The organism is Shewanella sp. 1CM18E (assembly GCF_023161665.1).
Classification (GTDB): Bacteria; Pseudomonadota; Gammaproteobacteria; order Enterobacterales; family Shewanellaceae; genus Shewanella.
Genome location: NZ_JALNTW010000003.1, coordinates 36,554 through 54,580, shown reverse-complemented (window position 1 = coordinate 54,580; position 18,027 = coordinate 36,554). Strand labels below are relative to the sequence as shown.

The 18,027-nt window shown below is 44.6% G+C and carries 15 protein-coding genes; 6 read left to right on the top strand and 9 right to left on the bottom strand.

All coding sequences use genetic code 11. The annotated features are described in order from the left end of the window. Nucleotides 1-4: 4 nt before the first annotated feature. On the top strand, nt 5-1,387 hold the full coding sequence (locus tag MSG37_RS05815) for an NAD(P)(+) transhydrogenase (Re/Si-specific) subunit beta (RefSeq protein ID WP_248469641.1): 1,383 nt from the start codon (nt 5-7) through the stop codon (nt 1,385-1,387). A 187-nt stretch (nt 1,388-1,574) separates the two neighbouring features. Next, complete coding sequence (locus tag MSG37_RS05810) at nt 1,575-2,948, top strand: MipA/OmpV family protein (protein ID WP_248469640.1); 1,374 nt, start codon at nt 1,575-1,577, stop codon at nt 2,946-2,948. 64 nt (nt 2,949-3,012) lie between these two features. On the opposite strand, the gene MSG37_RS05805 is transcribed toward MSG37_RS05810, so the two are convergent. From MSG37_RS05805 to hldE, 5 genes are all read right to left on the bottom strand, one after another. After that, nucleotides 3,013-4,095 carry a rhomboid family intramembrane serine protease gene (locus MSG37_RS05805; protein ID WP_248469639.1) on the bottom strand — a complete coding sequence of 361 codons (1,083 nt, stop codon included), beginning with the start codon at nt 4,093-4,095 and terminating at the stop codon, nt 3,013-3,015. A 9-nt stretch (nt 4,096-4,104) separates the two neighbouring features. Beyond that, complete coding sequence (locus tag MSG37_RS05800) at nt 4,105-4,698, bottom strand: hypothetical protein (RefSeq protein ID WP_248469638.1); 594 nt, start codon at nt 4,696-4,698, stop codon at nt 4,105-4,107. A gap of 351 nt (nt 4,699-5,049) precedes the next feature. Continuing rightward, nucleotides 5,050-5,529, bottom strand: a complete 480-nt coding sequence (locus MSG37_RS05795) for a TetR family transcriptional regulator (RefSeq protein ID WP_248469637.1) — start codon at nt 5,527-5,529, stop codon at nt 5,050-5,052. A gap of 196 nt (nt 5,530-5,725) precedes the next feature. Next, a complete protein-coding gene (locus tag MSG37_RS05790) occupies nt 5,726-6,697 on the bottom strand; it encodes a hypothetical protein (protein WP_248469636.1) in 972 nt (323 codons plus the stop codon). A gap of 40 nt (nt 6,698-6,737) precedes the next feature. After that, nucleotides 6,738-8,168 (bottom strand): bifunctional D-glycero-beta-D-manno-heptose-7-phosphate kinase/D-glycero-beta-D-manno-heptose 1-phosphate adenylyltransferase HldE, encoded by a 1,431-nt coding sequence (hldE, locus tag MSG37_RS05785; protein ID WP_248469635.1) that lies wholly within the window; start codon nt 8,166-8,168, stop codon nt 6,738-6,740. Between the two features lie 99 nt (nt 8,169-8,267). Between hldE and MSG37_RS05780 the strand changes: the two genes are divergently transcribed. Next, nucleotides 8,268-9,194, top strand: a complete 927-nt coding sequence (locus MSG37_RS05780) for an LpxL/LpxP family Kdo(2)-lipid IV(A) lauroyl/palmitoleoyl acyltransferase (protein WP_248469634.1) — start codon at nt 8,268-8,270, stop codon at nt 9,192-9,194. Nucleotides 9,195-9,849: 655 nt separating this feature from the next. Here MSG37_RS05780 and MSG37_RS05775 read toward each other — a convergent pair. Together MSG37_RS05775 and MSG37_RS05770 are read right to left on the bottom strand one after the other, a co-directional pair. After that, complete coding sequence (locus tag MSG37_RS05775; RefSeq protein ID WP_248469633.1) at nt 9,850-10,281, bottom strand: hypothetical protein; 432 nt, start codon at nt 10,279-10,281, stop codon at nt 9,850-9,852. A 100-nt stretch (nt 10,282-10,381) separates the two neighbouring features. Then, nucleotides 10,382-10,717 carry a hypothetical protein gene (locus tag MSG37_RS05770; protein ID WP_248469632.1) on the bottom strand — a complete coding sequence of 112 codons (336 nt, stop codon included), beginning with the start codon at nt 10,715-10,717 and terminating at the stop codon, nt 10,382-10,384. A gap of 758 nt (nt 10,718-11,475) precedes the next feature. Here MSG37_RS05770 and MSG37_RS05765 point away from each other — a divergent pair. The 3 genes from MSG37_RS05765 (at nt 11,476) to MSG37_RS05755 (ending at nt 15,085) form a co-directional block, all read left to right on the top strand. Next, the gene (locus tag MSG37_RS05765) at nt 11,476-11,814 is read left to right on the top strand and encodes a cytosolic protein (RefSeq protein WP_248469631.1); all 339 of its coding nucleotides are present in this window, start codon (nt 11,476-11,478) and stop codon (nt 11,812-11,814) included. 224 nt (nt 11,815-12,038) lie between these two features. Beyond that, a complete protein-coding gene (locus MSG37_RS05760) occupies nt 12,039-13,526 on the top strand; it encodes a pitrilysin family protein (protein ID WP_248469630.1) in 1,488 nt (495 codons plus the stop codon). Beyond that, nucleotides 13,526-15,085: an insulinase family protein gene (locus MSG37_RS05755; RefSeq protein WP_248469629.1), complete on the top strand. Its 1,560-nt coding sequence runs from the start codon at nt 13,526-13,528 to the stop codon at nt 15,083-15,085. The genes MSG37_RS05760 and MSG37_RS05755 overlap by 1 nt, the downstream gene beginning before the upstream one ends. Before the next feature lie 90 nt (nt 15,086-15,175). Here MSG37_RS05755 and MSG37_RS05750 read toward each other — a convergent pair whose 3' ends face one another. Both MSG37_RS05750 and dsdX read right to left on the bottom strand, forming a co-directional pair. Further along, complete coding sequence (locus MSG37_RS05750) at nt 15,176-16,501, bottom strand: D-serine ammonia-lyase (protein WP_248469628.1); 1,326 nt, start codon at nt 16,499-16,501, stop codon at nt 15,176-15,178. A 19-nt stretch (nt 16,502-16,520) separates the two neighbouring features. Continuing rightward, nucleotides 16,521-17,858, bottom strand: coding sequence for a D-serine transporter DsdX (dsdX, locus tag MSG37_RS05745; protein ID WP_248469627.1), 1,338 nt, complete (start codon nt 17,856-17,858; stop codon nt 16,521-16,523). Between the last annotated feature and the right edge of the window lie 169 nt (nt 17,859-18,027).

The window sequence follows — 18,027 nt, the reverse complement described above, 5'->3', positions numbered from 1 at the left end:
CACTATGAGTATGACGTTTATTTACCTCGCCTACCTTGTGGCAGCCAGCCTATTTATTTTAGGTATTAAAGGGCTAACTAAGCCAAGAACCGCAGTGCGTGGTAACCAGCTTTCAGCACTGGGTATGTTTATCGCTGTAGTTGTAACCCTGTTTGACCAAAACATTTTAAGCTACGAATGGATTATTGCCGGTGTGCTACTGGGTGGTGCCATTGGTGCTGTAATGGCAACCAAAATCCAAGTCACATCAATGCCGCAAATGGTAGCTATGCTTAACGGTTTTGGTGGTGGTGCATCACTATTTATTGCGCTAGCTAACTTCCTGGATCCAAGCAGTGCAACTCATACTGTGGCACTTATCTCTATCGCAGCAACTGTGATTATTGGTGCGGTAACACTATCAGGTTCATTTGTGGCGTTTGCTAAGCTTCAAGAGCTGATCTCAGGCAACCCAATTAAAGTACCGGGCAATAAACTCCTTAACGCTATTTTGCTTATCAGTGCCATCGGCCTTGGTATTGCGATTGTTATGGACCCTAGCAACATCAACCTAATCTACGCTTTGGTTGCGGTATCACTCGTCCTAGGTTTGCTATTGGTTGTGCCAATTGGCGGCGCCGATATGCCAGTGGTTATTGCGCTACTTAACTCATACTCAGGTATTGCTGCTGCGACAACGGGTTTCATTACCGGCAACACAGTACTGATTGTATCGGGTTCACTCGTTGGTGCATCAGGCATTATCCTAACGCAAATCATGTGTAAAGCCATGAACCGCTCACTGTTTAACGTTCTCTTTGGCGTTATGGCTGAAGGCGGCGAAACCGTTGATGCTGATGAAGTTTACGCAGGTAAAGTGACTTCTTCTTCACCTGAAGAAGTGGCAATGCTACTAGAAACTGCAGAGCGCGTTGTGATTGTGCCGGGTTATGGTTTAGCTATGGCGCAGGCACAGCATGCAGTACGTGAGCTAGCTTCTGTGATGGAAGCGCGCGGTACGCAAGTATTGTACGCAATCCACCCTGTAGCAGGTCGTATGCCGGGTCACATGAACGTGCTACTAGCCGAAGCCGAAGTGCCTTACGAGCAACTCATCGAAATGGATGAGATCAACCCACAGTTTGAACAAACTGACGTGGCAATTGTGATTGGTGCCAATGACGTAACTAACCCAATGGCGCGTGAAGATAAAGGTAGCCCGATTTACGGTATGCCAATTCTAAACGTTGATAAAGCCAAAACAGTGGTTGTAGTTAAGCGCTCATTGAGTCCAGGTTTTGCTGGCTTACCTAACCCATTATTTGCATTAGATAACTCATTGATGCTATTTGGCGATGGTAAAAAAGCCATTGTTGAATTAACTCAAAGCTTAAAAGAAGCAGATTAATCCTGAGTTGATAACCCTTTAAAGGTCGCGAATGCGGCCTTTTTTATTGCCAATTTTTATCAGCTAAAACTAGCCGCTTTCATTCAATGTTTAAGTCCTGCTTAACCCATTGTTGTTAAAATTATGTGCCTGATAGTTAAAAAGCAGTATTCTTATCTCTAGTACCCAGCGCTAACAAGAAAATAATATGACATTTAAAGTACTTACTCCCCTTTGCTTGAGTTTAAGTTTGAGCTCACTCATTCCCTTTGCCTACTTGCAGGCAGCAGAAGATCAAAGCCAAATGCCACCGCCTCCAGTAGAGCTTGGTGAAGATAGCGTTAGCCCATGGCCTAATAATTGGGGCATAGGTATTGGTGTACGCAGAGGCGATATTCCTTATGCCACCGAGCAAGATGAGGTCTACGACACCTTGCCGCTAATCTATTTTGAAAATGATTACTTCTACATTAATGGTATGGAAGCTGCTGGGCATATTTGGAAAAACGACAATCATCAAATTAACCTCTATACTCGTTTTCGCTTTGTCGATATTCCCAAAGAACTGCAAAATGAATCACAGTCACAAGCCTTTGACTTTGGTCTGCAGTACCGCTTTGTGAAAGATGAATGGGATTTCGATATCGCCTTTTTATCTGATTCAAACAAGCGCAGCTATGGTTACAGTCGCACCCAATATAACTGGCAATCCGGTGATTGGACTCTTAAGCCTTATGCTGAGTTTCAATGGAAAAGTGCAGACTTTAATGACCACTATTACGGGTTAGATATGTATGATGTCGGTGGAGGTGTCGCCTTCAATGCAGGCGTCAAAGCCCGCTATCATGTAGTCAGTAACTTGTATTTACTCGGTCAATTTGGCGTCGGACGTCTTGAAGATGACGTCTACCACTTACCGACAATCAACAACCGCTTTCAATATGAATCATTCTTAGGTTTTGGCTTCTATCCCGAACCCAATAAAAAGCAGTATTCAGCGCAGCCTGTGTCGCCAAAGCGTAAAGAAGGTAGCGAATATTTGCGGATTGCCCATGGTTGGGCAACCCCCTCGAACCTCAACGCCATCTTAAAATGGCAAACGAAAACTGACCCTTATAATAATCAATTCACCTCTGCATTTTACGGTACTCAGTTAACCGATAGTCTGTTTAACCTGCCCATTGATCTATACCTCACTCCCGGCGTGGTGTGGCACCACGACTCAGAAGTACAGGATAACTTGGCTGAAGCCGTTATTGCCATTAAGGCTTTCTATACCTTTGAGCTTGGGCCACGCTTCAGATTAGGTGTTGCAGAAGGTTTATCTTATGTCAGCAGTGTGACTCATATTGAAGGCTCTGAGCTTGATGTTAAAGGATATAAGCCCTCTAAGTTACTTAACTATTTAGACTTCTCCTTGGATGTAAACTTAGGCGATGTATTCAACTCAGCCAAGATGGATAACCTATGGCTAGGTTACAGCATTCATCATAGATCGGGGATCTTTGAGTCTAGTTCAGCCTTTGGCCGCATTAGCGGCGGCAGTAACTACCAAAGTGTTTATCTACAATGGCATTTTTAACTAGCACATAAAAACCAAAAAGGCCGCAACTGCGGCCTTTTTAACGAGTATCAATCGCTTAATACTAACGTGCGACTTTAAGCTCTTGCGAGTTCAGCATGGCTAAAATCGGATTTTGTTGCATGACTTTCTCTTTCAACGCAAAACCAATAATTAAGCCTGCGGCAAAACCAGCGATGTGCGCCCAGTAAGCCACTCCGCCGCCACCGACGTAAGCACCAAACAGGTTCATCGCTAACCAAATCGCAAAGAATGCCATTGGCGATAGTTTTTTCTGGTACACAATAAACATAAAGGTCAAGCTTGCATGCCTAAACCACAATAAGTACATACCAAACAGACCCGCAATCGCACCGCTTGCGCCAACCATATAGATAGATGAACTCGGCTCAGAAATAATGTGCCCTGCCGCGGCGGCAAAACCACATATAAGATACAGCGCCAAGAAGCGATTATGCCCAAGTGCATCTTCAAGGTTGTCACCCACAACATATAAGAAATACATATTGCCGATTAAATGCATCCAGCCACCATGCATAAACATATGGCTAACTAAACCAGTAATATTCTGGCCTTGCATTAAATCTACCGGCTTAAGTGCAAAGGTTTCATAAATCCACTCAGTTGCGCTAGGTTGTAAAACAGTTGCTAAGAAAATCAGCGTATTGATGGCAATCAAGCTATAGGTCACCCAAGGCGTGGTCTTAGGCTTTAAGTTGTACTCCATTGGCATCTGCATCAAAAACTGAAATACCCAAGTTTTAACGTTAACCTTCTGGTTCAAATGCTCTAAAGCTGCTTGGATCTGCGGTGACTGCACTACTTTCTCGCGCTCATGCTCATCAATCCATACGCCGGTACAAGAGTGACAAACATCGACTTCAACCTGAAAGCCGTCCATCAAGTTGTAATGCTCTAACTTAACGTCACAATGACTACAGCTTTTATCTGACACGCCTTTATGTGCGCCTAACGAGTTCTCAATACCAACGCTGTCGTTACCGTTATCGGCAGCTGAAAGCGCAGCATTTAATTCGCCACTATCAAACCAAATACCACCGCAAGATGTGCAGCTATCGACTTCTTCGCCATGGAAAAAAGATACGCGCATCTCTTCGCTAGCGCATCCTGGACATTTCATACTCATCGTTGTTCCTTACTCGACAATAATGCCGTTTTCTTCTAGGTGTACAGCTAAATTTTCAAAACTCTTTTTAAGCTTAGGCAAGGTATTGGCCTCTACTTCTGCAGTCAGCGCTTTTAACTTTTTAGCGCCCAATTTACGGCCGTAGTATCGTGCTTCCAGCTTTTTAACTAAGTCATCAGATAGCATATAAAAACGGCGAGTTTCGGTGAGAATTTCAGTAGGGGTTTCTAAGGTGTTTTGAGAGTAACGCATGTTTTCCCAAACAAAAGTTGAGATTGTTGGACGCACATTTGCTAAGTCATAGGCACTGACAGTGCTTGTGGCGATAAGCTCTGCGTACTCATTTATCGTCACAATATTATCTTGGACTTCATCATAAAGCGCATTACGCAGATAATAGTTATTTTGTTTGTTGTTTAGATCATCAAACTTAATTGCCTGACTCAAACCTTCTTGAGCCGCCAAATAAACACCGGCAACAGTAGCCACAATCATAAAAATCTGACTAATCCAAAAACTGGTTTTCACCAACTCTTGATTATCTAATTTGGGTAAACGCTTAACTGATTCAGCCGCTGGGGGCGTTTTAGGGGTGACATCCATTTCGTGCTAACTCCTTATTGCTGCACAAATTATGATTTCAGATATAGCAGGGCTGCAAAGCTTCCAGTGATTGCAGAGACCATATTGAATTGACTATATCGAATTGATTTTATCGGGTTAATTTGTATGTCCGGATAGTCCGAAGCAAAGGAGTGTACAGCGATAACAAGTGAGTTTCTAGAGTGTTATGTAATTTAATTACATAAGTTAAAGCGCATAAACAAGCGTTATTAAACGTATATAAAACAAACAAAGAGGCCGTAGCCTCGATGTTTATTGGGTTATATCGCCAAGCTGCCTGCTTGGTAGTTTATTAACTTGCAGCTTGAATCATTTAATTTAAATCACTGGTCAGCCCAGCACTTCACCTTCAACCACACCGCAAAGCACCAAAGCACTTTGCCCCACCAAAGCGTTCACTAATAAACGCCCTTGGTCGCCCATTTTAGAAAATGCGGTTTCACTGGCTAAAGAGATCGCCTGATAACGATTAATATTGATTTGCTGCGAGCCACACAAAGAAAAGAATAAGCGGATAATCGCTCTAAAATTAGCAAGTTCAAGTGACTGTTTCCAAGTGGTTTGCAGCGCTTGCACCGACGAGAAATCTAAACGCTCGATAAACACCTCGGCCATTCTGCTATCAAGTCGAGTAAGAAAATCAATCTTACGTGGAAAGTGATGACTAATACCGGTGCGGCTAATGCCTGTTGCGGCAGATAAGGTTGAATAGGACATCGCATCATAGCCATGATCCAAAATTTGTTTCATCGCCTCATCGAGGATCTGCTGTACAGTTTGTTTAGTTTGAACTTTTGAGCGCTTCGCCATAACTACACTTAACCAAAATCACCATATAATGACTGTAACAAATGCATAGATTAAAAACCTTAGCATGTCAGCACTATCTAAAGTTCGTTCAGGAAATATTCAGCAAACAAATGCTCATTGTTAAGCTCTGTTAGTAAATCAGCTTATCAGCCCACTATAAGCTCACACGTTAAACCTTAAAAAACTCAATACTAAATCAATAGTACTCAGAGCTTGTTGTCCCATCCATTTGCTGCTGTGCCAACCACTTTTCAGCCGCATTTTGACCCATTAATGCAATTAAGGTCGGCTTTAAATACTCGCCAAGTTTAGGCTTACGCCAATACATATACCCCGGCAAAGGCTGCACAGTTCCCGCACCAAAAGTGCGCTGGATTAAACTAGAAAACTCATTGAGCGTATCTTGATCTTGTAGCTCGAGTTTTACTGAGACATCGGCATAAAATTGCCTAAAGTTTGAAAATGCAGCCAATTGCTCAGCCGAGTAAAGTGCCAACACCTGCGCCAATACTGGCACCGACCAATGTGACATAAACTCGCTATCAGTCATCATTGCAATGTTACGCCGATGATATTGCTGCCAAGCAAGTTCAGTGCTTTGAGTCTCAACGGCAATTCGCCACACAAGATACAGATCCGCCAACCATTCATGCTGATACTGACTTTTAATGACTTCACCTTGTTCACTGAGTGCATCAATAGCGTACAGATGACCAAGCTCATGCCAGTAAGTAAGCTCTGCTTGGCGCTTAAGTGGTAAGGAGAAATGCCCTACGCCCCAGTTGATTGTTTGCTGGCTAGGTAACTGTTTGAAATCGGTGAGCACTACACCCGCGACTTGAGCATGCCGCAAAGGCAGAACCATGGCGCCGCGATTACCAAGCAACTGAGTATAATGTGAAGCAGGAAGAGGCAATAAAGCCCTAGCAGAGTCGGGCAACTGCGCTAGGCACTCAGAAAACTGATTAAGCTCACACACTAAGGCTTTTTTAGACGCTATTTCAGTCCAAATAAAGCCGTTATTAGTGCCGCCTTGAGCGCGATTTTTTTGCTGTTCAGTTAACTCATCAGCTAAGGCTACCCCGCTAAAAGTCAACGTCAGAGCAGGTGAAAAAGCTAATACAAAAGCTAATGTTAGAGCGGTTCTCAGCGTAAGCGAGCTTATCATTTCAGCTTAACCTTTACTGAGTCGCCCTATCGGCTAACCACTACTGATTAGCCATGATATTTTGAATAATTGCCGTAGTTGAAATGCCATCTTCAAAGCAAAGCACTTTAACCTGGCCACCAGCAGCAATCACCTCTTCGCCACCAGCAATATCTTCCACTTTGTAATCACCGCCTTTAACTAATAAGTCTGGCAGTAAGCGACCAATTACTCGCTGCGGAGTATCTTCACTGAACGGTACCACCCAGTCTACAGACGCTAATGCAGCAAGCACTGTCATACGGCGATCTTCAGAGTTAACCGGACGACCTTCGCCTTTTAAACGCTTAACCGAGGCATCGGTATTAACCGCGACAATTAAGCGATCACCTAGCGCACGAGCCTGCTGTAAATAACTCACATGGCCTGCGTGCAAAATATCAAAGCAGCCATTAGTCATCACCACGCGCTCACCGCGCAATTTTGCTTGCTCAAGTGCGTAAGCCAGTTGATCTTCACTCAAGACACCAAAACCCGACTCACCGTGATTAAGTGATAACGCTTCAATTAATTCAAGACGCGTAACCGTTGAAGTACCAAGCTTACCAACAACAATACCTGCAGCAGTATTAGCAATAGCACAGGCTTGTGGTAAATCACTGCCCGCTGCAATCGCTGTGGCTAATGCTGAAATAACCGTGTCACCGGCACCAGTGACATCATAAACCTCACGGGCAACCGTTGGGATATGCAGTTCAGGCTGATCGCGCGTAATCAAGGTCATGCCTTTTTCAGAGCGAGTCACTAGCATGGCATTAAAGTCAAACGTCTCAAGTAGACCTTGGGCCTTAGCCACCAAATCAGCCTCAGACTCAACCTTACCCACGACTAGCTCAAACTCGCTCATATTAGGCGTAAGTAGGTAAGCACCACGGTATTTAGCAAAATCGCTGCCTTTAGGATCGACCAGAACTTTTACGCCTTTAGCGTTAGCCGCTTCAATAAAGCTTTGCGGTGAAATAAGTGCGCCTTTGGCATAGTCAGATAATACCGCCACATCGACGTTATCTAAGCTAGCTAGGCTTTGATTTAGCAGTGCATCACTTTCAGCTTGGCTGTAACTTTCTTCAAAATCTAAACGCAGTAACTGCTGATTGCGCGACATCACCCGCAACTTAGTGATGGTTGGCTTACCCACTACTTTATGCCAATTTGGCTCAACACCTAAGGTTTGAATACCCAAAGTCAGTGCGTCAGCAGTTTCATCAGTACCAACAATACCAGCAAGGCTAGCAGCGCCGCCGAGTGTGGCAATATTGATTGCAACGTTAGCCGCTCCACCAGGTCGGTCTTCTAATTGCTCGACCTTAACAACAGGAACTGGCGCTTCAGGAGAGATGCGCGCAGTCGGCCCCGCCCAGTAGCGATCTAACATCACGTCACCTACAACGAGAACCTTGGCTTTTTCAAATGCTGGCAGAGAAATCTTCATAACGTCTTATCTTTCACAAAATTTAATAGTGATTGTACCTAATTTTAATCGAATTTGAGTTAGAATAATGAGTAATTTTTCAATGGATTCGAGAATTACGTGGTAGAAAAAGCTCAATTTTCATCTCACCTTTATCATCCTAAGTACTGGCTATTATGGTTAGGCGTGGGATTTATGCGGCTGACGCAAATGCTACCGCTAGCCATTCAAATGAAACTGGGCGCAGGACTCGGCCGACTGGCAATGAAGCTAGTAGGCAGCCGAGTGAAAACCGCCAGACGTAATCTCGAACTGTGTTTCCCCGATATGCCTGATAGTGAAATAAGGCAGCTACTCAAGCAAAACTTTGAAGAAACAGGTAAAGCAGTATTCGACACCGCAAACGCTTGGTGGTGGTCGGATGAAAAAATCCAAAAACACATGACCATTAAAGGCAAGGAGCATGTGGAGCAAACATTAGCCAATGGCCAAGGCGTTATTTTGTTTGCCGTGCACTGTTTACCATTAGAGATGGGCGCTCGAATTTTTGGGCAGTTTCAACCCGGAGTTGGGGTTTATCGGCCCCACAACAATCCACTAATGGAATATCTACAGGTAAAAGGTCGCCTGCGTTCAAACAAGGCCTTAGTCCCCAAACGAGATTTACGCCAAATGGTGCGCAGCCTCCGCGAACCTAATGTTATCTGGTACACCGCCGACCAAGATTTTGGCCGCTCAAGTGCCATTTTCATCCCTTTCTTTAATGTCCCTGAAGCCGCCACCATTACCGGTGCAACCACCCTCGCCAAGCTAGGCAAAGCCAAAGTGTTACCTTTCTTTGTTGAACGTAATAATGATGACACCGGCTACAATATTGAGATCCAACCAGCATTAGATAACTTCCCCGGCGAAAACGAGATTGAAGATGCTAAGCGCGGTAATAAGATCATCGAAGAGATTATTAGCCGCAATAAGTCACAGTATATGTGGTTGCACAGGCGCTTTAAGACTCGACCGAATAAAGGTGATGCTTCGTTGTATAAGTAGTTTAGGTTTGCATTAACCCATACTGCTTGGTTTTGACAGTTAGACTTCGTCTAACAGTTGAAGTCGTGGCTTTGCCACATATCAGGCTGCGCCTGACTAGGGTCGTGAGCTTCCAGCTCACACTCGGCCAAGAGGGGATCAACAGCAATCCCCTCTTGGATCACCCCTGCCGCCCCGACGAAGTTGTAGATCCTCAGTCATTTTCGAAAATCGCTATCGCCTCATATTCGCCTCTGATAGGCAGGAAGCCTGAATGTCTTGAAGTGCAGGATGCACAAGAAAGACCATGGCTCACCTAAGGCTACCTCGTCATCCATGACTCGCTCACGCGGCTAATATTTACAAGAGTTCTTCAATATCTTCGGCAACTCCGATGGGGAATGGGTGTTTTCTGCCAACCTACGAGTTCATCCAGCTTTGCGGTTATGACTAAAAACAAAAGTGGTTCCAATGGCCTGCGGCCAGCGCATGTGCAGACACTTCTGAGACACGCTACAAGTACGTCCCTGTAAGCTCTGCGATGGCATCCATGCCATCAAAGGCCTCAGCCGTATCTACACCGAATTAAAAAAGCATAACCTTTGGCATTTAGCGTTACGATTGACGAGCTAATTCGCTCCGACCCCTTTATCTTTTATCTTTTATCTTTTATCTTTTATCTTTTATCTTTCATTTCATCTAATAACTTAAATATTTTTCGCCTTTGCTCTAATGAAAAAGCGTAATAACTAAATTTAGTTTTACCATACACTTTGTTATAAATTACAACTTTATATGGTAGAAGCTTTGTAATTTTATAACCTTGGTAGTCATTAGGTTCAATTTCAGCAACTACATCTTGAAACCTATATATTACTTTGCCATTGATAAATTCTAAATATTGAGAGCCACTTTTGTGTTTAAATTTAAAGTAAACCAACGTACCTATAATAAATAGGACAGAAAAAACTACATTTTGAGTAAACCCAACATCATATGAAAATAATAATTTTAAAGTGATGAAAACTAGCAAATACCAACCAAGAAAACATATAGCTTCATAGCATCTTGAAAAGTAATCTTGAAAACGAGATTGAACAAACCTCACTGAACCTCCCTGTAATACTAACGCCTACAATAATAGGAAAACAATGCTTGGCTATAATTTGGAAACACAGTGACAAAAGCCAAGCAGTATTTATCTTTTTTTATTTATCTTTTTCGGGGTTTTTACGGCTGATTACATTGACAATTAGCGTTTTATTGTTGAGTAGTAATTCAACAGACTCGGCCGACTTTAAACTATTTTTTTCTTCCGAAGATTTTTTCGTTAATTGACCATCAGCCAAATATGTAATTTTGTTAATTGCTTGAGGTGTTAATTCATGTTCATTGAAATAATTTATAAGCAGTTCACTCATTGAATCTAGTTTTAGCTCTTTTATAGAGCTTTCACTGTATTTCGTAACTCCGTTTGTTAATTCCTTTGCGCTTAAATTTGTACAGACACCTATTAAAAAAATCGATAAGATTATTTTTTTCATTTCGAGCTCCTTCTCGTCTTTATTGTAAACCGAGTTATTAAGTAAACCTTTTATACCTAATGACTTATTATCCTACGTCTCGGATAAATCCCTTTACTTTATTGATTTAGATAAATTAGCAACCTAGCTAATTTATGTAAAGTGATTTGCATAAAAATGTCGAAGCAAATTTGAAACAGTTAATTATCGAGTCTTAAATAACCATGACTCGAATCACCAGAATCATGCTTGGTTAACCTAGTGCAGATACGGCTGAAGCCGTCGAAAACAGGGTGAGAGATAACGAGGTTATCAAGCTATCGAACGAGAGACAGGATGTCGAACTGGTGTTTAAATAGGGATGTTGTTTGTTTTCGTTGAGCCTACAAGGCCAATTCAGCTCCATACTGAATTTGGCATTCCCTCCGTCCATGGAGGTCAGATGTACTAGCGGCGAGCTTCAACAGTGTCTGCACATGCGGTCTCTCCTTCACATCTGACCCAAAGCGATATGGGAAATGTCATTATGATGTAGGGAACATCATTGACCATGTGACCATGACATTCGGACATCCTGTCCAGCAACCGCTACAGGCGATTAATAACTATGGAGCTACAAGTTCAAACGGGCTACCCCATAGCAACGATACAAAAAATGAAACCTACCTTCATTCCAAGGCTAGTTCCTCCCCCGCTGCAGGCGGTTGATAGCAACGAAACTACTAGGCTCTGCTCGTGTTAGTGATACAATCTTCGCATCAGAATTACCGAGAAACGCAATGCATATTCATCATATTAACGGTATCGACTGGCTGGTGATTACCGCTTTTGAAGAATTGAAAACTATGTTTATCGAGGATGCAGGTGCAATCCCCTCCTGCTTCTCTAGAACTAGTGAATTGAGCCTGATTGATCAAGCCAAACGTACTTATGGATATTTGCCTGCACTCGACGGCGTAATCACAGATACTGGCGTTTATCAAAGTCAGAATAACGAAGAAGACTTGTACCCACAGCTTGCCTGTGTAGTTGAAGGGCGTGGTCGGGTATTTATCTATCACGGCGGCTTTGTGGCGTTTGTGGATGACGAGCAAACCTTCATTACCCAAATGGGCTGAGAATTATTCAGTCTGTAAAACTACTCAGAGGCAACAGAATAGTACTTGTCGAACCAAGTGTAGATAAGGCTTTAGCCAAATGACTGTCGCCTGAGTGATTAGACTTGACCGAACGCAACACAGCCTTGTGCCATTTAGAATGGAATACGCTAACTTTACCTGATATAAATTAAGCTGTTGCTGAAGATATTAATCGGCGGTTTAAACAGGGTTAAAAGGAATTAATGCGTTCAATAGTTAGCAAGATCACCAAACCTCGCCTTTATATCTGCACTGCGGTATTCAAAACGCTGGCTGTATTGAGCACTATATCTGTGCTCGCTTTTCCTGTCAGCGCTCAAGACAGATTAGCCCCGCAAAGCTGCGACCTCAGCGCCCTTGCCCAGCCGCTCTATGATGCGGAGCAGCAAATTCAATATCGCCTGTTAGATAACGGCCTGCAAGTGCGCACTTTAGCGCTTGAAAACACTCAAGCGGTATCAATCGCTAGTCAGTTTGATGTCGGCTCGCGTAACGAAGTTAAAGGCCAAACAGGCTACGCGCATCTGTTCGAGCATATGCTATTTAAAGGCAGCCAACATGCTCCCGGTGACAGCTACACTCAAACCATTAGCGCATTGAGCGGCCAATTTAATGCCAGTACCTTCTTTGATTTCACTAACTATTATCTGACTATCCCATCACAGGCTCTTGAACTTAGCTTGTGGCTAGAGGCCGACCGGTTTCGCTATCCAATGCTGACTCAAGCCACTGTGAGCAACCAACAAGGTGCGGTACTCGAAGAAATGGCCACCACCATTGATAACCAACCCTATGTACGTAAAGCAATGGAGTTTTTGCTATCACAGGTTAGCGGTACGCCATACGGCCACGCGGTTATCGGCAGTGTCGAAGATGTAAAAGCTGCCACACCTGAGAGTTTAAACGCCTTTCATCAGCGCTATTATCGGCCAGATTCGATGCAGCTTAGTTTAGTGGGTGATATTCCACAGCAAACCCAAACCTGGATTGATAGCCAATTTGGTGACTGGCAAGCACCAGACAACAAGCGCACTCAACTTGATGATCTGGTAGTCACGCCAAAACCTGTGCACGGAGAAATTGTTGATGAACGCGGCCCATGGCCTGCTGTATTACTCGCTTGGCACACCGCAGGCAGTGGTTCTGCCGATGCGCCGGGACTGGCATTAATCGAAGCTTATCTATTTCAAAATAAAAGCAGCTTACTGCAAGCAACAAGCTTAAATGATCCAGAGCAACTATTAAGTTACTCCATTCCTCTGACCATGACGCATCACGGCGTCACTAATTTGGTACTTGTGCCCCGCGCTCGCACCTCACTTGATACCCTCACTGAAAACGCCGAAGCGCTAATTAATCGGGTCGCCAGTGAGCCATTAGCAGAGCCAGATCTTTGTCAGCTTAAACAGATCTGGCTCAATAACGCCCTTAAGCGCTTAGACTCACCATCATTGCTGTCACGATATCTATCAGCCAGCCAAACTCGCGATAAATTACAGCCGCTAACCGGGCCTTGGGAGCGAATAAATGCTGTAAGCAGTACAGATATACAAGCAATTACCCAAAAATACTTTGTCGCCAATACTGTGCGCTTAGATCTGCTGCCACCTTGGTATATCCGCGCCACCAAATCAATTTTAGAGTTCTTGCCTAAAGGCATGTCAGACAGCCTTGAAGAGAGCGTAATGTGATGCAAACAAAGTTAATGTTTCAACAAGTTCAACCTAAGCGAATGCCACAAACTCTATGCTATCAAGCAGTGTTTCTAGCATTGTTAGTCGCCACTCTTTTTAGCTTACTCGGCTGCCAGCAAACTCAGATTGAATTTACTCCGACTGCAGAGCCAAGCTTACCGGTTTTTAACTCGCTGCAAGGCGCTCCTAGTGTTGCCCCTTTAACATCAACTTCAACAACCACTTCATCAAATGAGGCTTTATCAATTGAAGCTTTGCCACAAAACCCATTTAATTCTGAGTTAAAGTTGTATTCACTCGATAACACCTTATCGGGGCTTAATCACATCTCATTAGTCGCCTACAGCCAACAACCGCTGCAAAATTTAGATGTGCTAATACAGGCGCTTACGGAGAAAGTAACTTGGATAGCGCAGCAATCAAGCCTGGCCTGTAGCGAAAGCTTGCGCATTAGAGCAAGCATACACAGCCTAACCATGAGTATTGATTGCCCTGATTCACCAAAGCTCGCAAGTTCACTGTTAATCCAGTTTTGGCAAGCTGATAGTTTTAATGAAATAGATATTGCCAATGTACGCCGTCAGCTTAAATTAGCTAAACATATTAATGCTTACAGCGGCGCCGAAATAGATAATGTATGGGCGAAAAAAATCCTTGGTGAGCAGCATATTTATAACCAAGCGCTAAATGACAAATCACTGGCTGACGAACTTGATTTAGCCAAGCTCAATCAAGTTCGAGATAAAATTATCAGCCAGTCAAAATGGGCGGTCATAACTAACCAAAGCTTGGCTAAAAACAGTGAGTTCAATGCCAAACTAGCACAAGATTTGGCCGCATTAACGGCTAAGTCTCAACAAGTTGCCCCCCTACCTTTAAGTACATTCAAACTAGAGGTGCCTGCCAGTAATAGCCAAAAAACTTTGTTTATTATCGACGCTCCCGGCAGCGTACAAACTCAAGTCCGTATTGGTTACCCTTTAACTGTTAATCAGCAAAACCAACAACAAACAGCTGACGATATTCAAGATTGCAAGCTACTTGCCAGCTGGCTGGGGCGCAGTTTTTCAGGACGTTTATATCATGACTTACGCGAGGTGCGCGGCTTAACTTATGGCATTTATGGCCGCTGTTTTGATAATCCGTTGTCACGCACACTCAAATTTTACGGCAGCACTAAACTTGAACATAGCGGCGCCTTTATCAGTGGCGTACTAGACCATCTCGCATTAACCACAGAGTCCAGCGCATCAATTGATGAGGTAAGCGCATTAAAAACTTACCTCACTAGCCAAAAGATCCTCCGCCAAGCCAGCTATCGCGCCATTGAAGCCGATAGGATTAAACAGCTTATTCGCGGCAACTCTACCGAGCAGCAACAAGCGCAAAACCAGCGGCTCGATGCACTAACCCCAGAGCAGTTACAAACCATTGCACAAAGCGTATTTTTAAACACTCCGTATATTGTGATCCGCGGCGACAGAGCCAAGATTGAAAGCGATATCAAGCAAAAGCTACCAGAGTGGACGTTAGTCGGTGTATCTGCTGATGACTAAAACCCAAATGACCAAATAAAAAAGCAGAGCCTAGAACGAATAAATCGGCCTAGCAAGCTCTGCTGTTTTGTCTTGAACGAGTGAGCCTAATTAGCTCGCCGATTGCGCTAAGTATTTAGCCATCTCTTTCGCTGGCACCATGCCGCCCCCAGTCGCCCACACCACGTGTGTTGCATTGCTCATCATCTCAGGTGTTAGCCCCACTCTGGCTTGGTATTGTAGATCTGCGCTGACGCGAAGTGCGCCCGGCATACCCGCAAGGGCAGATGGCTCAAGCTCGATGGCTTCACTCTTAGCTAATAAGCCAAGTAGGTCATACATATGCTGATCGCTTAGCGTGTAGTAACCGTCAAGCATACGCTCCATGGCGCGGCCGACAAAACCTGAGGCACGGCCTACCGCTAAACCATCAGCAGCAGTGACGTTATCAATGCCTAAGTCTTGTACCGCAATTTCGTCATGCAGACCTGTGTGCACGCCCAGTAACATACAAGGAGAATGCGTTGGCTCAGCAAAGAAGCAATGCACGTTATCACCAAAAGCAAGCTTAAGACCGAACGCCACCCCACCTGGGCCACCGCCCACACCACAAGGTAGATACACAAACAGCGGGTGCTCGCTATCGACCTTAATCTCTGCCGCGTCAAACTGCGCCTTTAAGCGCTCACCAGCCACCGAGTAGCCTAAAAATAGCGTGCGCGAGTTTTCATCATCAATAAAGAAACAGTTAGCATCAGACTCTGCCGCCTTACGGCCTTGCTCAACCGCGACACCATAATCTTGCTCATATTCATGTACCGACACGCCGTGGCTACGCAGCTTATCCTTCTTCCATTGACGCGCATCAGCCGACATATGCACACTCACTTTAAAGCCAAGTTTGGCGCTCATAATGCCGATAGACATGCCTAAGTTACCGGTTGAACCTACCGCGATACTGTAACCACTAAAGAAGTTACGCATCTCATCGGTAAACAACATTTGGTAGTCGTCAGACTCTTTCAATTTACCCGCAGCAATCGCCAGCTTCTCAGCATGAGTAAGTACTTCATAAATACCACCGCGCGCCTTGATAGAACCAGAGATTGGTAGATGGCTGTCTTTTTTCAGCATCAACTTACCAGCAATCGCTTGGCCGTACTTGGCTTCTAGCGCTTGCTGCATTTGCGGAATGACAACCACTTCAGACTCGATAATGCCGTTAGAGGCTGCAGTCTCAGGGAAGGCTAGTGCCAAATAAGGTGCAAAACGCTGCAGACGTGCGCTGGCATCGGCCACATCTGTGCTATCTAAACCCACATAAGGTAGCGCCTGTGCTAAGTTGGTCGCCTTGGTTTCAAACCAACTCACTTCTTCAAGCTTGATAAGCTGAGTCAGTAAAGGGAAGTCGTTTAGCAGTTGTTCAGTGTTCATCATTTCAGTTCCCCTTTTAGGATTAAATAACATATGAAAGGGCGAAAGTCGCCGCCAGAGCCACCAGCGAGGCAATAAAGGTTGCTGTGGTGTAATACATAAATGTTTGTTTCATGGTGGCGCCGGTGTATTGCTTAACCAGCCAGAATAAGGAGTCGGTCACGATAGTGCAGCCGATAGCGCCAGAGCCGATTGCCAAAGTCACGATGACTGGATTCAAGTCTGGATACAGTACCAACAGCGGTGACACAATTGCAGTTGCGCCCATCATAGCCACCGTTGCCGAGCCCACTGCGGCGTGCAGAATAATCGCTACTAACCATGCCAGCAGCACTGGGTGCATATCAAGATTTGCCAAAATTTGCGCTAAGCTGTCGCCCATGCCGCTGCCACTTAATACACCGTTAAACGCGCCGCCAGCACCAATAATCAGCAAGATATTGGCGATAGAGGCAAAACAGTCTTCGGTTTTAGTCAGCAAGGTACCCATGGTCATCTTGTTGCGCAAACCTAGCAGGTAGTACGCCACAAAAGCGGCGATAAACATCGCGGTGATTGGGTTACCAATAAATTCAAGGGTGGTGTAAAGCGCAGTATCCGGCTCCATGTACAGTTCCGCCACGGTTTTCACCAACATCAAAATGATTGGCAAAAGAATGGTAAACAAGGTGGTGGCAAGTGATGGTAGTTCGCTCTCTTGGCGAGTCGACACTTCGCTAAATTCAGCAGGTACGCTTAAATGTGGCAGCTTGTCGCCAAACAGCTTAAGGAACAGCGGACCACCAATGAGTGAGGCCACTAGACCGATGAGTAGACCCCAAATAATTACCGAGCCAACATCAGCGCCTAGCGCGTTAGTCACAAACAACGCAGCAGGGTGCGGCGGCACGATACAGTGCACGGCCATCAATGCGGTACATAACGGAATGGCAAGTTTTAGCAAGGATGTATTGGTTTTACGGGCAATCGAAAAGGCCAGTGGAATAAGCAGTACCACGCCCACTTCCACAAACAAGGTGATACCGCAAATAAGGCCGACTAACACCATGATGACGTCAGGGCTTAAATAGCGCGATTTGAGTAAGGTGATACCAATGCGCTCAGCTGCGCCTGAGATCTCCATCATCTTTCCTAAGATGGTGCCTAAACCAATAACAATCGCCAAGAAGCCTAGCGTACCGCCAATGCCCGACTCCATCGCCTTAATCATTTCAAGTGGCGCCATGCCCATCATGCCGCCCACAAAGAAGCTGGCTAACAACAGGGCAAGGAAAGGATGCAACTTGAACTTAACGATGCTGATAACGATCAACAAGATACTGCTAAGCAGTGTACCGATAATCCACAGTTGTGATTCCATTGTATTTCTCTATTAGTTGAAAAATTGAAACAAATCGAAAAGTGGCGCTATTAAAACCAAAGGGAGAAACGCTGACAAAAGATATAAATTGCTGTTCGCTTGAGCCAGATTGTGGCAACTCAGGTTCAAGCGTCACAAAAGCAGGCTTTACATGACCTAAGCTTCAACT